Here is a 14,038-nt window from a genome sequence, read left to right as displayed (position 1 = left end):
GCTACCTTTCCACCAAACATTTGTTAGGTGAGGAAGGTAGCAGCCCATGGAGCTGGACGGGAGGGTCGCCGTCGTCACCGGAGGGACCCGGGGGGTCGGCGCCGGGATCGCCCGGGCGTTCCTCGCGGCCGGTGCGCAGGTCGTCGTCTGCGCGCGGCGGCCACCGGAGCAGCCGGTGGCCGCCGCCGGTCGGAAAGCGTCCTTCACCCCGGTCGACCTGCGTGACCCGGCCGCCGTGCACGACTTCCTCGGCGCCGTCGCCGGCCGCTACGGGCGGCTCGACTGCCTGGTCAACAACGCCGGCGGGACCCCGTACCGGCTGCTCGGGGAGGCGCAGGCGCAGCGGCACGCCAGGGTCGTCGAGCTCAACCTGCTGGCGCCGCTCACCGCCTCCCTCGCCGCCCGCCCGTGGCTGCGCGAGGCCCGCGGCTCGGTGGTGATGATCGGCAGCGTCAGCGGAACCCGGCCCTCGCCGGGGACGGCGGCGTACGGGGCGGCCAAGGCGGGGCTGGAGAACCTGGCCCGGTCCATGGCCGTCGAGTGGGCGCCCGAGGTGCGGGTGAACTCGCTGGTCCTCGGCATGGTGCGGACCGAGCTGGCGCACCTGCACTACGGGGACGAGGCCGGGGTCGCGGCGGTGGGCGCGACCGTGCCACTGGGGCGGCTGGCGGAGCCCTCGGACGTGGGGGAGGCGGCCGTCTTCCTGGCCTCCGAACGGGCGCGGTACGTGAGCGGCGCGAGCCTGCTCGTGCACGGGGGCGGGGAGCGCCCCGCGTTCCTCGATGCGGCAACGGCGAACAAGGAGAACTGAGATGACCGCAATCGCTGGACTGTGCACGGGGCGGGTCGTCATCGTGACGGGCGCCGGACGCGGGCTCGGCCGGGCGCACGCGCTGGCCTTCGCGGCGGAAGGGGCCCGGGTCGTCGTCAACGACCTGGGGGTGGGGCTGGACGGGCTGCCGGAGGCGGACGGGCCGGCGGCCCGGGTCGTCGCGGAGATCGAGGCGCTCGGCGGGCAGGCGGTGGCCCACGCCGGGGACGTCGCGACGGGCGACGGGGCCCGCTCCCTGGTCCGGTGCGCGCTCTCCTCCTTCGGACGGCTGGACACGCTGGTCAACAACGCCGGCTTCCTGCGGGACCGGATGCTGGTGAACCTGGAGGAGGACGACTGGGACGCGGTCGTGCGCGTCCACCTGAGGGGCCACTTCCTGCCGCTGCGCGAAGCGGCGGCGTGGTGGCGGGCGGAGGCCAAGGCCGGCCGCCCGGTGGCGGCCCGGGTCGTCAACACCTCCTCGGGGGCGGGCCTGCTGGGCTCGGTCGGCCAGGGCAACTACAGTGCGGCGAAGGCCGGGGTCCTGGGGCTCACGCTGGTCTCGGCCGCGGAGCTGGGGCGCTACGGGGTCCAGGTCAACGCGATCGCCCCGGCCGCGCGGACCCGTATGACGGAGCGCGCCTTCGTGCAGACCATGGCCCTCCCGCCGGAGGGCGGCTTCGACGTGATGGCCCCGGAGAACGTGTCCCCGCTGGTGGTGTGGCTGGGCTCCGACGCCTCGGCGGGGGTGACGGGCCGGGTCTTCGAGGCGGAGGGCGGCCGGATCACGGTGATGCAGGGCTGGCGGCCCGGCCCCAGCGCCGACCGGGGGGCGCGCTGGACCCCGGCGCAGGCGGGGGAGGCTGCGGCGAAGCTGCTGACCGCCGCCGAGGATCCGCTGCCGGTGTACGGGGCGTAGCGGGCGGCGTTCGGCCGCCGCCGGGGGGTTCAGGTCAACCTGACCCCCCTTCGCTCTGTCCGCGGGCGGGCGGGAAAGGGGAGCCGGGCTGATGGGCGGTGTGCCGCGAAGGGGCGGGGCATTGGTGAAACCGGCCAGCGAAAGAGGCCGGGGCCCATTGGCCACATCGAGTCCTTCCCAGTCCGCAAAGGCCGTGATGGGCTGTCCACGTCGAATTCCGCACGGTCGCACGGATGGAGAAACGAAATGCTCCGCAGACTGACCGTCGGCGCGGCGGTCGTGGCCTTGTCGGCCGTGGCCGCGCCCGCTCAGGCCGGCGGCCTTCCCACGCCGCCCGGCCGAATGACCGTCGATGTCGCCGGAATCAACGGATCGGGCTGCCCCCAGGGCACCGCCGACGTCGCCGCGGCCTCCGACAGCACGGCCTTCACCGTCACGTACAGCAACTACCTCGCCCAGGCGGGGGCGGGCGCCGGGGGCACCGAATTCCGCAAGAACTGTCAGCTCGCGCTGAGGATCCACGTACCGCAGGGCTTCACCTACGCCGTCGCCCGGGCCGATTACCGGGGCTTCGCGCACCTCCAGCGCGGGGCCTTCGGCCAGGAACGCGCGAACTACTACTTCCAGGGCGACGCGCAGACCGCCCGCACCACCCACCAGTTCAGCGGCCCCCACTCGGACAACTGGCAGGCGAGCGACCGGACCGAGTACGCGGACCTGGTCTGGGCACCGTGCGGCGAGGAGCGCAACCTCAACGTCAACACCGAACTGCGCGTCTACGCCGGGACGTCGAACCCCCAGGCCCTGAGCTTCATGAGCATGGACTCGACGGACGGCAGTGTCAGCACGGTCTACCACGTCGAGTGGAAGACGTGCCCGACGGGCTGAAGCCCGTCCCGCCCGCCACGGCGCGGGCGCGTCGAAGTCCGTCCTCGCCCGGCACGCGCGGGCGCGTCGAAGTCCGTCCTCGCCCGGCACGCGCGGGCGCGTCGAAGTCCGTCCTCGCCCGGCACGCGCGGGCGCGTCGAAGTCCGTCCTCGCCCGGTACGGCGCGAGCGCAGGAAACCCGAACCCACGGTCAGGAGTGACGCCCATGTCTCCTTCCCTGTCCCGCTCCCTCCTGGCGGCCGCCGCGGCCGCCACTCTGCTGGTCACCGCGCAGCCGGCCGGAGCCGTCGGCCACGGCCCGCTGATCACGGTGCCGCCCGACAAGATCGTCATCGAGCTCGCCACGGTGAACGGTTCCGGTTGCCGGGAAGGCACCGCCGAGGTGGCCGTGGCGCCGGACAACACCGCCTTCACCGTCACGTACAGCGAGTACCTCGCCCAGGTCGGCCCCGGCGCCCCGCCGACGGCATTTCGCAAGAACTGCCAGCTGAACCTCCGGGTGCACGTGCCCTCGGGATTCACCTACGCGATCCTCCAGGCCGATTACCGCGGATTCGCATTCCTCCAGCCCGGCGCGTGGGGTCAGGAAAAGGCGAACTACTACTTCCAGGGAATGTCGCAGACATTCCAGCGAACCCATCAGTTCAACGGTCCGCTCAATGACAACTGGCAGTCGAGCGACCGGACGGAGTACGCCGACCTGGTCTGGGCGCCGTGCGGGGAAAAGCGCAATTTCAACATCAATACCGAACTGCGCGTGAACGCGGGAACTTCCGGTCCGCAGACCGCCACCAGCTTCATGGCGATGGACTCCACCGACGCCGGCGTCAGCACCCTCTACCACCTGGCCTGGCAGGTGTGCCCGAGGCCGTAGCCGGGGCGCCGGGGCAGGAGCGGGGGGCCGGGGGAGGGGGTGTGTCCGCACCGGGCGCCCCTCCCGGGAACGGAAGCGGGCCCGGCCCCCTGGCGAGGGGTCGGGCCCGGCTCACTCGTGCGATGGGGTATGACTACCCGCTCTCGCCCCCGGTTGAACCGCCGCCGGCCCATCTGTTCGTCCGGCGGCCGGGTGAGTCCGGTCCGCGGGGGCGGCGGGGCGGGCCGGGGGCCTTCTGCCGCAGCGGTCAGGAAAGCTTGCCGTCGTAGTCCGGCAGCTTGACGGTCAGTTCGGCGTGGCCGCCCACCAGGTCGCCCGGGTTGTTCCCGATGTTGGCGATGACCGTGTAGCCGCGGGCCTCGATCTCGGCGCGCTTGCCCGTCTTGTAGGCGCTCACCTCGTCGAAGAGGTCGGGCAGGTCGCGGACGTAGAGGCCGGAGACCGGGTAGCCGACCGCCTTGAGATTGTGCTCCGTGAGCGAGTAGACGATTCCGGGCCGGGCGGTGACGAAGAAGACGGCCACCCCGCGGGCGTCGGCGTACCGGGTCAGCTCGCGGACCTTGGCGACGGCGGGGGTCGGGAAGGTCCAGAACCAGTGGAAGTCCGTCTCCAGCGAGGTGTTGTCGATGTCCAGCACGATCGCGGGCCGCTCCCCGGCGGGCGAGGTGGCGATGCGCCGTTCGATGGCGGGACGGGCGGCGTCGACGGCAGCGGCCACGTCCCGCTGCCAGCCGCCGTAATCGATGCCGAGGACCGCCGCGTTGCCGCCGGGCGCGGAGGCGGACAGCGGGCCGGGGGCGGGAGCCGGGGCCGACGCGGCGGACGCCTGGGCGGGCGCCGGTGCCGTGGCGGGGGTCGCGGCCGCCGCGGTGGCGGGCAGCAGGGCCAGGACGGCAGCCGCGACGGCCGCCGCGGAGGCTGCGGTACGGGTCGTACGGGTCGTACGGGTCGTACGAATGCGGCTGGTGCGGCGGGTGCTGCGCATGGGGACGCTCCTCGGTCACGCTTTTGGCATGGACGCGACCAGATTCGAGGAGTGGCGCTCCCATGTCTACTGGCCGGTAGGAAACTTCTGGTGGCCGCCCGGTAAATCCCGCGGCGGGGCGGGGCGGGGCGGGGCAAGGCGGGGCGGGTCAGGCGGGGCGGGGCGGGGCAAGGCGGGGCGGCGCCGCGTCCGCGCCGTTCCCGGATATCCGCCCGCTCAGGGCTCCGGGAGCCGTCCACCCCCTCAGGTATCGCACTCCAGCACCGTGCCGCACAGGCCGCACCGGGCCCTGAGCGGTCCGCGCACCGGGAGCCGCAGGCGCTGCCCGCACACCGGGCAGGGGAAGCTCACCCGCAGTCCCGTACCCGTCGCCGCCGTGGCCCCGGTCGCCGCCTCGGTGCCCGTCGCCGTTCCCGTCCCGGCCGTGCCCCGGTGCCGCTCGAAGGAGTACGCCGACCCGTCCGCGGCGGGCGTCCCGGCCCGCCGGTCCCTCGCGTACCGCCACCGGGCCGGCCGGCCCGCAGCCGCGAGGGGGGCCCGGCGCCGCTCCCGCCCGGCCAGGGCGCGGCCCCGCAGGTACGCCTCGTAGGCCTGCGGGCTGGTGAACCAGGGGGAGGGGTCCTCGCCGAAGAAGGCGGCGCGCCGGGCCAGTACGTAGCCGAACTCCTCCGGGGTCAGGTAGCCGAGCTTCTGGTGGGTGAGCGCGTCCTCGCGGTAGGCGTCGAGCAGCAGCCAGCCGGCGCCGAGGAAGGCCGCGGCGGTGTCGGTGAGGATCTCGTTCTCCGCGGTGGTGGGAAAGCGCAGGTCCAGACGGTGCAGCAGCACGTGGGTGACCTCGTGGGCCAGGGCGGCGGCCAGATCGCGGCGGTGGACGCGGAAGCGGTCATTCACCTCGACGAAGTACTCGGGGCCCGCGGCCAGTTCCACCGTGGCGGCGTCCCGCATCGGCCGGAACGCGACCACCACGCGCGCGTCGGGCAGCCGCAGGGCGCGCACCATCGCGGAGGCCACCCGCTGGGCCCCCAGGTGGAGGTCCTCCTCGGGTCCGAAGGCCGCGTCGGCGGCGGCGAAGCTCGTGCCGTAGGCGCGGATCCCGTCGGGGGAGAGCGTGCGGAACAGCGCCGTGACGGCGGCGCGGACGGTCTCCAGGTGCGCAAATCCGTGCGCGACCGGGCTGCTGTGCCTGCCGTTCTCCGTCATGCCGCCCCCATCGCCGGAAGTTGTCCGAAAACGCATTCTTGATGCCAGCCGCAGCGCGGATGTGTCATGGACTCGTCATTCACCCAATGGCACGCACGGCCCAACCCCCCACGAAAGGCAGTGTGTTGACTGTGAGCACCCTCATGAGATTCATGACGCGCACCCTCGCCGTCGGCGCGGTCGCCCTCGCGGCCGTCAGCCTCCAGCCCGGCTCCGCCACCGCATCGCAGGCACCCGTCGTCGGCGGCACCCGCGCCGCCCAGGGCGAGTTCCCCTTCATGGTCCGCCTCTCGATGGGATGCGGCGGGGCCCTCTACACCCAGCAGATCGTCCTCACCGCCGCCCACTGTGTGAACGGCTCCGGCAACAACACCTCCATCACCGCCACCGCCGGAGTCGTCGACTTGAACAGCTCCGGCGCCATCAAGGTCAAGTCCACCAAGGTCCTCCAGGCTCCCGGCTACAACGGCACCGGCAAGGACTGGGCCCTCATCAAGCTCGCCAAACCCATCAACCTGCCCACGCTCAAGATCGCCGAGACCAAGGACTACGACAACGGCACCTTCACCATCGCCGGATGGGGCGCCGCCCGCGAAGGCGGCGGCCAGCAGCGCTACCTGCTGAAGGCCGCCGTCCCCTTCGTCTCCGACGCCGCCTGCCAGAACGCGTACGGCTCCTCCCTCGTCCCGGGCGAGGAGATCTGCGCAGGCTTCGACCAGGGCGGCGTCGACACCTGCCAGGGCGACTCCGGCGGCCCCATGTTCCGCCGCGACAGTGCGAACGCCTGGATCCAGGTCGGCATCGTCAGCTGGGGCGAAGGCTGCGCCCGCGCCGGTTACCCCGGCGTCTACACCGAGGTGTCCACCTTCGCCGCCGCGATCAAGAGCGCGGCGGCCGGTCTGTAGCACCAGCCCCTCCGCCTTCCGGCCGGACACGCACCGGCCGGAAGGACGGGGTCCCGTGACCGTGACCTGCCCGTACGCCGGGTCGGCAGCGGTGCCACCGGGCCGCACGTCCGCAGCCCGGGCCCCCCGGCACCCTCCGGAGGGCCCGGCGTGCGGCTGCGGGGCGGCGTGCGGTCGCGGGGCGGCGTGCGCGCCGGTCCCACGGGAAGGGACCGGCGGTGGCGGCGGGCGATGGTGACGGCGGGGCAGGCAGCGCCTGACGGGCGGAGTGGTCATCGCGGACGACCAGGGCCCGGGCAGGGCCCCCCTCAGGACGATCCTCGAAAGCCGGCCGGACATCGAGGTCGTCGCCGGCCCGGCAGACGGCGAAGCCGCGCTCGCGGCCGTCGCCGGGCACCGGCCGGACGCGCTGCTCCTCGACATCCGCATCCGCCTCCGCCTCCGCATCCGCAGGCCGGAGCCCGACGGCCCGGAGGTCATCCGGCGCCCCGCGGGCGGGGACACACCGAGGATCGTCATCGTCACCACCTTCGACCTCGACGGATGCGTCCACGCGGCGCTCCACGGCGGAGCGTCCGGCTTCCTCCTGAAGGACGCCGGCCCGGCCATGCCGGTTGAAGCGGTCGGGCCGCGGGCGTCGGAGACCGTCTCGTCCCTTCCGCCATCACGGTGGGGCATCACGGTGCGGCTGCCGCGCGAACGGCCCCGAGCATCTCTGCGGTCCGGGGCCGCGCGCCGGCCGGGCGACCCGCTGGCCGAACGGGAGCGGGAGGTCGTGCGGTGCCTCGCGCCGGGTTCACGCACGCCGAGATCGCGTGCGAGGTGTTCGGGCCCCCCGTCCACGGTCAAGACCCACCTGACCAAGATCCAGGCCCAACCCGACGCCCGCAACCGCGTCGAGGTTACGAGGTGCACGGCTGGACTGCGGGCCTGGATGGTCTGCACGCTCGGATCAGCGCCGAGCCGGTCAGGAGAAGACCCTAGTGCGGCGCGGGGACCACGAGAGCGACGAACGCCACGAGGGCAACGGCTCCGGGCACGACGACGAGGCCGATCACGGTGGGAGTCAGCCGGTCCCGGAACTGCTTCGGGGGCCGGACCCGTGCGGTCTGGTCCGTGCTCAGCTCCCACCAGTTGACGACCCGCTGGAACTGCTCGTCGAAGTCGGGGGCGGGATGCATGTCGCTGCGGTAGAGCCCTGGCAGCGAACGACGCCGCCCGCCCTCCAGGAATATCCGGACCGCGTACGACGAGCCCTGGCCCTTGGTCTCGCGCACGTCGATCCACCGGATCTCGCGCCAGGGGTAGGTGCGGCCGTGCCCAAGGCCCCAACAGATGGTTATTCCGTCGGCCCCGACCCTGCTCCAGCTCCGGGACGACAGGAGGAGGAGCGGGGCGAGGAGGGCGATGCTTCCGCCCGTCAGCCAGGAGAAGCCCACCGCGCCGAGCGTGACGAACGCAGCGAACCCCTCGACGACCAGGACGACAAGTGCCAGAACCACGTACGACTTTGCGGGACGATTCCGGTCCATCGCACGGAAGTTCAGTTCGATCACACCCGGCACCCTACGCTTCCGGCCTCGGCGGCGAAACGGCCGGGCGGCCGCATCACTGGCAACCCGTCAGGAGCAACGGCACCCCGGCGGCCACTGCCCGGGCCAGCATCGCCTGGGCGAGCGCGGGCTTGGTGGCGAACGCGATCTCCTCGCCGATCCGGGCGTCGGCCCGACGCGCCGGATCCTCGGTCCATGCCGTGGGTAGATACAGCTCGCGGTCGATCAGCGCCCGACCGCGGGCGGAGGCGTAAGCGAGGAACACACCCGGTTGGCAGTTGTCGATCTTCTCCGGCGTGCCCGTGTGCTGCCTCTGCACTCCGGCGGAACGGACACCCTTCTCGCGAGGTGAGGTGTTCCAGGATGAAGTCGCGGACCTCGTCACGGACGACACCGACGTCCCCATCGGCCTGGTTCAGCAGCCGCTGTATGCCGTCCGGGCATCGCTCGCCGACTTGCTCAGCCGATGTCCAACCGTTCTCGCGTTCGAGCACAGCCAGAAGCCCCCGCATGTACTCCAGGACCCTGCGGCGTGGCTCTGATCTGCGGAAACAGTGGCGGATCCGAGCGTGCAGACCATCCAGGCCCGCAGCCCAGCCCTGCACCTCGTCAACCGTGACATCCCCACCCATGACTGGCTCAACGAGCGAGCCAGTCCATTAACTGGCTGCAGTATGGGCCTCTTGGGCCTCTTGGGCCTCTTGGGCCTCTTGGGCCTCTTCGGCCCTGTCCGCCCCAGCCGCCCGGACCACGCGCGGCGGGCCCGCGCTCGTGGCTCCCGGTGGGCCCGGCCCTTCCGCCCTGACCGCGCCCGTCACGCCCGACTACTCCGTCCCGGCGGTGCCTGCGGTGCTCGGCTCCTCCGCCCGGCTGCACCGATGGCGTCCGGCCGCGATGTGCGTGCGGTGCCGGGGTCGTCTGGCCGGGGTGTGCCTGCCCCGTTCGGGTCCCCTGCCGCGGCTGCGCCGGTGGCATTGCGCTCCTTCGGCCGGGCTGCGCCCGCGGGGCCCGGCCCCTCTGGACCGGTCGGCGTTCGAGCCGCGGGTTCCGGGGCGGTTCCCGGGACCCCTCGCCCAGCCACCGTGGCACGGTCGGTGAGCACGCGACCATCGCCACCGCCGTCCGGGTCGGCCCGCGCAGGGTCCCGGTCGGCCCCCGGATCCGCATCGCCGATGACGGCGGACGTCCCGCCAGACTCTCCGAGAAGGCCCGCGGACGGTCGCGGACTCGCCGGTACGACCGAGCGCGACGAAGCCCTCGGCGGCTCCTTCACCGCAGGTCCCACCCCCGAAGGCGGCCGGGTGGTCACCGCGACCCTGCCGCTCCGGCGGGCCGTCTCACGGAGCGATCGGCCGGGGGAATGACCCGCTCCTGCCACGTATTCTCGGGAACCATGAACAGCAGCGACATCGACAACGGCGCGGGCACGGCCGACGGCGCGATCACCGAGGACGTCAGCGCCGAGTTGGCCCGCCTGCGGGACAGCATCGACAACATCGACGCGGCCGTGGTCCACATGCTCGCCGAGCGCTTCAAGTGCACCCAGCAGGTCGGTCACCTCAAGGCACGCCATCAGCTGCCTCCGGCCGACCCGGGCCGCGAGGCCCGCCAGATCGCCCGCCTGCGCCAGCTCGCCGAGAACGCCAAGCTCGACCCGGCCTTCGCCGAGAAGCTGCTGAACTTCATCATCGCCGAGGTGATCCGCCACCACGAGACGATCGCCGCGGGCGAAGACGACCAGTAGGTCCCCGCCCGCCGCGGGCGAAGACGACCAGTAGGGTCCCCGCCCGCCGCGGGCGAACACGACCAGTAGGTCCCCGCCCGCCGCGGGCGAAGACGACCAGTAGGGTCCCCGCCCGCCCGCCCGCCCGCCCGCCCCCTTCGCCCGCGCCGGCCGCCGCACGTCCCGCCGTGGCCGCCCTGTCGGGCCCCGCCGGCGTCGGCAGGTACGGGCCTGTCCTGCGCGGCACCGGTCTGGACCCACCGGCCCAGCCGGCCTCCATGCCGGGCCGTCCCAGCGGGGCCCGCTCCGGGCCGTCCCGCCGGCCCCGGCCGCGCCGGCAGGTAGTGGGCATGACCCGCGCGGCATCGTCTCCTGCCCTGCCTGGCGCGGCCGCCCGGCCCCCCTCGGTTCCACACCGCGCTGGCGGGACCCGGTCCGGGGCCGCCCTGTCGGGCCCCGGCAGCGTCGGCCGGTGCGGACCTGTCCCAAGGGGCACCGGTCCGGACCCGCCCGCCCGGCCTCGGTTCCGGGCAGTCCCGGCGAGACCGGGTCCCGGGGCGCCCTGTCGGGCCCCGGCGGCGGGTAGCGGGCCTGTTCCGCGCGGCATCGTCTCCTGCCTGGCCTGCCCGCCCGCCCGGCCGGCCTCCGCTCCGGGCCGTCCCCAGGGCGGGACCCGCTCCAGGCCCGCCCTGCCGGGCCCCGGCAGCGCAGGCAGGAAGCGGGCTGTTCCGCGCGGCACCGTCTCCTGCCTGGCCTGGCCTGGCCTGGCCTGGCCCTGCCAGGCGCGGCCGCCCGGCCCCCCGCGGTTCCACGCCGCGCCGGCGGGACCCGGTCCGGACCCGCCCGCCCGGCCGGTCTCCGCTCCGAGCCGTCCCTACGGGACCCCGTCCGGGCCGTCCCGGCGGGACCCGCTCCGGGCCGTCCCGCCGGGGCCGGCAGCGGCGGCAGGTACCACCGTCGGCAGGTACCGGGGTCGGCCCCTCCGGGTGCTGCCGAGCCCGCCCGGCTCGGACCGGTCGACCCGCCCTCGTTCGCGCCGTGCTTGCGCGCACCGGCCTGCGCCGTGCTTGCGCGCACCGGCCTGCGCCGTGCTTGCGCGCACCGGCCTGCGCCGCGCGCCAAGCGGGACCCGCCCGGCCCCCCACCGCGGCGGCGGAGTGGCCGCGTCCGGCCGCCCCGGCGGTCCGCTCCGCGCGAATCCCGCCGCACCCCCTACGGCCCCCGCCTCCCACTGCGGCAGCATGGCCCCATGCCCGCACTGACACGCCACGAAGCGCAGCTCCGAGCCCGGCTCCTCGACGTCCACCACTACGCCGTCGCCCTCGACCTCACTGTCGGCGACGACACCTTCGACTCCACCACCGTCATCCGGTTCACGGCCCTCGCCGCAGGCGACACCTTCCTGGAGCTCAAGCCCGACGAACTGCGCTCCGCCGCCCTCGACGGCCACCCCCTCGACCCCGCGGACCTCGACGGCGACCGCCTCCCGCTCACCGGCCTCACCGAAGGCCCCCACGAGCTGCGCCTCGACACCCGCATGCGCTACTCCCGCACCGGCGAGGGCCTCCACCGCTTCACCGACCCCGTGGACGGGGAGGCGTACGTCTACAGCCAGATGTTCATGGACGACGTCCAGCGCGTCTTCCCCGCCTTCGACCAGCCCGACCTCAAGGCCGTCTTCGAGTTCACCGTCACCGCCCCCGCCCACTGGACCGTCCTCGCCAACGGCGTCACCACCCGCACCGGCGACCGGGACACGGACGGCGCCGGCATCTGGCGATCCGCCCCCACCCCCCTCATCTCCACCTACCTCGCCGCCGTCGCCGCCGGCCCCTGGCACAGCGTGAGCACCGAACACGCCGGCCTGCCCTTCGGCATCCACTGCCGCAAGTCCCTCGCCCCCCACCTGGACGCCGACGCCGACGAGATCCTGTCCGTCACCAAGGACTGCTTCGACCGCTACCAGGACAAGTTCACCGAGCCCTACCCCTTCGACTCCTACGACCAGGCCTTCGTACCGGAGTTCAACGCGGGCGCCATGGAGAACCCCGGCCTCGTCACCTTCCGCGACGAGTTCATCTACCGTTCCGCCGTCACCGACACCGAACGCCAGACCCGCGCCATGGTCATCGCCCACGAGATGGCCCACATGTGGTTCGGCGACCTCGTCACCCTCGCCTGGTTCGACGACATCTGGCTGAACGAGTCCTTCGCCGAGTACATGGGCTACCAGACCCTCACCGAAGCCACCCGCTTCACCGACACCTGGACCGACTTCGGCGTCACCCGCAAGTCCTGGGGCTACGACGCCGACCAGCGACCCTCCACCCACCCCGTCGCCCCCGACGACGTCCCCGACACCGCATCCGCGCTCCTCAACTTCGACGGGATCTCCTACGCCAAGGGCGCCTCCGCCCTGCGCCAGCTCGTCGCCTGGCTCGGCGAGAAGGACTTCCTGGCCGGCATCAACACCCACTTCGCCCGCCACAAGTTCGCCAACGCCTCCCTCGCCGACTTCGTCGACTCCCTCGCCGCCCACACCGAACGCGACGTCCACGGCTGGGCCGAGAGCTGGCTGCGCACCACCGGCATCGACACCCTCAGCCCGCAGATCGAGGACACCCCCGCGGGCGCCGCCGACGCCGGCGGCTGGACCCTCACCGTCGACCGCAAGGGCAGCCGCCCCCACCACATCGCCGTCGGCGTGTACCACAGCGACCCGGTCGACGACGGCGCCCTGGAACGCACCGAACTGCTCCACCTCGACGTCCCCACCGACGAGGTGCTCTCCGTAGGCGGCCCCCGCCCGGCGCTCCTCGTCCTCAACGACGGTGACCTCACCTACGCCAAGGTCCGCCTCGACGACACCTCCGTCGAGACCGCCCTGCGCTGCCTGTCCGCCATCCCCGACCCGCTCACCCGCGCCGTCGTGTGGAACTCCCTGCGCGACATGGTCCGCGACGGCGAACTCGATCCCGCCGACTACCTGGCGACCGCCGGAGCGCATCTGCCCGCCGAAAGCGACCTGGCCCTCGTCCAGGGCGTCCTCGCCTTCGCCCGCACCCACATCGCCACGCGCTACGTCGCCCCCGAGAAGCGGACCGACGCCCTGGCCACCCTCACCGGCATCGCCCGCGACCTGCTGCGCCGCACCGAGGACGGCTCCGATCCCGGGCTGCGCCTGACGGCCGTACGGGCCTTCGCCGACAGCGCCACCCAGCCCGACACCCTGGCCGCCTGGCTCGCCGACGACTCCGTCCCCGGCGGCCCCGAGCTCGATCCCGAACTGCGCTGGCGCATCCTCGGCCGCCTGGCCGTACTCGGCGCCGTCGGGGAGGACGACATCGACGCCGCGCTCGCCGCCGACCCCAGTGCCACCGGCGAGGAGGGCGCGGCCAGGTGCCGCGCCGCGCTCCCCTCGGCACAGGGCAAGGCCGCGGCCTGGGAACGCCTCTTCCGCGACGACAGCCTCTCCAACTACCTGTTCAGCGCCATCGCGCAGGGCTTCTGGCAGCCCGAACAGACCGATCTCGTAGCGCAGTACGTGCCCAGGTTCTACCCGGAGGCCGTCGCCCTGGCCGCCCGCCGCGGCCCGGCCATCGGCGAAGCGGCGGGACGCTGGGCCTTCCCGGCGTACGCCGTGGACGAGGCCAACATCCGGGCCGGCCAGGCATGCCTGAAGGATCCGGACATCCTCCCCCTCCTGCGCCGCAAACTGGTCGACCAACTGGACGACCTGACCCGCGCCTTCCGCATCCGCCACCCATAGCCCGGCCCGCGCAAACGGACCCGGCGGAGCGGCCCGGAGAACCGCGGCCCCCCACCCCTCCGTGGCTGCGCCACGCCCAGGGGCGGCCCCAGAAGGCCACCGGTCCCGGCCCTCTGGGTTCGGCCCTCTGGGTTCGGCCCCCCTGGGCCCGGCCCCCGGGTGCGCGCCCCCGCCCCCCAGGTGCGCGCCCCCGCCCCCCAGGTGCGCGCCCCCGCCCCCCGGTGCGTGCTCCCGCCCCCCGCCAGGGGACCGGTTTCGGACACGGCCTCCGCGGTGCGGAGTGGGCCGCGGGGGCGGATCTGTCCTAGAGGCGGGGCGGGGGAGGGCGTCTTCCAGGAGGGGTGGCCGCCGACAGGGAGTGGCCGGGAAGCGACCCCGGGCACACCCCGGCGGTTACCCCGTTCGGGCCCC

Annotated in this window: 10 protein-coding genes and 2 pseudogenes; 8 read left to right on the top strand and 4 right to left on the bottom strand. The window is 73.8% G+C overall.

Going from position 1 to position 14,038, the window contains the following annotated elements:
- The first annotated feature begins 46 nt into the window (after positions 1-46).
- The 4 genes from AMK16_RS13545 to AMK16_RS13530 all read left to right on the top strand — a co-directional run bounded on the left by AMK16_RS13545 (position 47) and on the right by AMK16_RS13530 (position 3,492).
- The gene (locus tag AMK16_RS13545; RefSeq protein ID WP_073914217.1) at positions 47-811 is read left to right on the top strand and encodes an SDR family oxidoreductase; all 765 of its coding nucleotides are present in this window, start codon (positions 47-49) and stop codon (positions 809-811) included.
- 10 nt (positions 812-821) lie between these two features.
- On the top strand, positions 822-1,730 hold the full coding sequence (locus tag AMK16_RS13540) for an SDR family oxidoreductase (RefSeq protein ID WP_073915911.1): 909 nt from the start codon (positions 822-824) through the stop codon (positions 1,728-1,730).
- A gap of 246 nt (positions 1,731-1,976) precedes the next feature.
- A complete protein-coding gene (locus AMK16_RS13535) occupies positions 1,977-2,618 on the top strand; it encodes a DUF4360 domain-containing protein (RefSeq protein ID WP_073914215.1) in 642 nt (213 codons plus the stop codon).
- A gap of 217 nt (positions 2,619-2,835) precedes the next feature.
- Positions 2,836-3,492 (top strand): DUF4360 domain-containing protein, encoded by a 657-nt coding sequence (locus AMK16_RS13530; protein ID WP_073915907.1) that lies wholly within the window; start codon positions 2,836-2,838, stop codon positions 3,490-3,492.
- Positions 3,493-3,739: 247 nt separating this feature from the next.
- On the opposite strand, the gene AMK16_RS13525 is transcribed toward AMK16_RS13530, so the two are convergent.
- Both AMK16_RS13525 and AMK16_RS13520 read right to left on the bottom strand, forming a co-directional pair.
- The gene (locus tag AMK16_RS13525; RefSeq protein WP_073914212.1) at positions 3,740-4,477 is read right to left on the bottom strand and encodes an HAD family acid phosphatase; all 738 of its coding nucleotides are present in this window, start codon (positions 4,475-4,477) and stop codon (positions 3,740-3,742) included.
- A gap of 243 nt (positions 4,478-4,720) precedes the next feature.
- Entirely contained in the window at positions 4,721-5,677 is a 957-nt protein-coding gene (locus AMK16_RS13520) for a hypothetical protein (protein WP_073914210.1), read from the bottom strand.
- Between the two features lie 152 nt (positions 5,678-5,829).
- Here AMK16_RS13520 and AMK16_RS13515 point away from each other — a divergent pair, with 152 nt between their 5' ends.
- The gene (locus AMK16_RS13515) at positions 5,830-6,582 is read left to right on the top strand and encodes a S1 family peptidase (RefSeq protein WP_242438720.1); all 753 of its coding nucleotides are present in this window, start codon (positions 5,830-5,832) and stop codon (positions 6,580-6,582) included.
- 268 nt (positions 6,583-6,850) lie between these two features.
- Positions 6,851-7,177, top strand: a pseudogene (locus AMK16_RS38305) (response regulator); the annotation flags it as partial.
- A gap of 385 nt (positions 7,178-7,562) precedes the next feature.
- Here AMK16_RS38305 and AMK16_RS37185 read toward each other — a convergent pair.
- Positions 7,563-8,138: a hypothetical protein gene (locus AMK16_RS37185; RefSeq protein ID WP_242438719.1), complete on the bottom strand. Its 576-nt coding sequence runs from the start codon at positions 8,136-8,138 to the stop codon at positions 7,563-7,565.
- Positions 8,139-8,214: 76 nt separating this feature from the next.
- Positions 8,215-8,767, bottom strand: a pseudogene (locus AMK16_RS37180) (IS701 family transposase); the annotation flags it as partial.
- 761 nt (positions 8,768-9,528) lie between these two features.
- Here AMK16_RS37180 and AMK16_RS13495 point away from each other — a divergent pair.
- Both AMK16_RS13495 and pepN read left to right on the top strand, forming a co-directional pair.
- Positions 9,529-9,879: a chorismate mutase gene (locus tag AMK16_RS13495; protein ID WP_073914196.1), complete on the top strand. Its 351-nt coding sequence runs from the start codon at positions 9,529-9,531 to the stop codon at positions 9,877-9,879.
- A 1,228-nt stretch (positions 9,880-11,107) separates the two neighbouring features.
- Entirely contained in the window at positions 11,108-13,627 is a 2,520-nt protein-coding gene (gene pepN, locus AMK16_RS13490) for an aminopeptidase N (RefSeq protein WP_073914194.1), read from the top strand.
- Positions 13,628-14,038: the final 411 nt, after the last annotated feature.

Origin of the sequence: Streptomyces sp. CB00455, from assembly GCF_001905445.1 — a bacterium.
Classification (GTDB): domain Bacteria; phylum Actinomycetota; class Actinomycetes; order Streptomycetales; family Streptomycetaceae; genus Streptomyces.
This window is presented reverse-complemented; position numbering and strand designations above follow the sequence as displayed.

Coding starts and splice junctions, on each gene's coding strand:
- AMK16_RS13545 (WP_073914217.1), top strand. CDS start 47: ATGGAGCTGGACGGGAGGGTCGCCGTCGTCACCGGAGGGACCCGGGGG.
- AMK16_RS13535 (WP_073914215.1), top strand. CDS start 1,977: ATGCTCCGCAGACTGACCGTCGGCGCGGCGGTCGTGGCCTTGTCGGCC.
- AMK16_RS13525 (WP_073914212.1), bottom strand. CDS start 4,477: ATGCGCAGCACCCGCCGCACCAGCCGCATTCGTACGACCCGTACGACC.
- AMK16_RS13520 (WP_073914210.1), bottom strand. CDS start 5,677: ATGACGGAGAACGGCAGGCACAGCAGCCCGGTCGCGCACGGATTTGCG.
- AMK16_RS13515 (WP_242438720.1), top strand. CDS start 5,830: ATGACGCGCACCCTCGCCGTCGGCGCGGTCGCCCTCGCGGCCGTCAGC.
- AMK16_RS13495 (WP_073914196.1), top strand. CDS start 9,529: ATGAACAGCAGCGACATCGACAACGGCGCGGGCACGGCCGACGGCGCG.
- pepN (WP_073914194.1), top strand. CDS start 11,108: ATGCCCGCACTGACACGCCACGAAGCGCAGCTCCGAGCCCGGCTCCTC.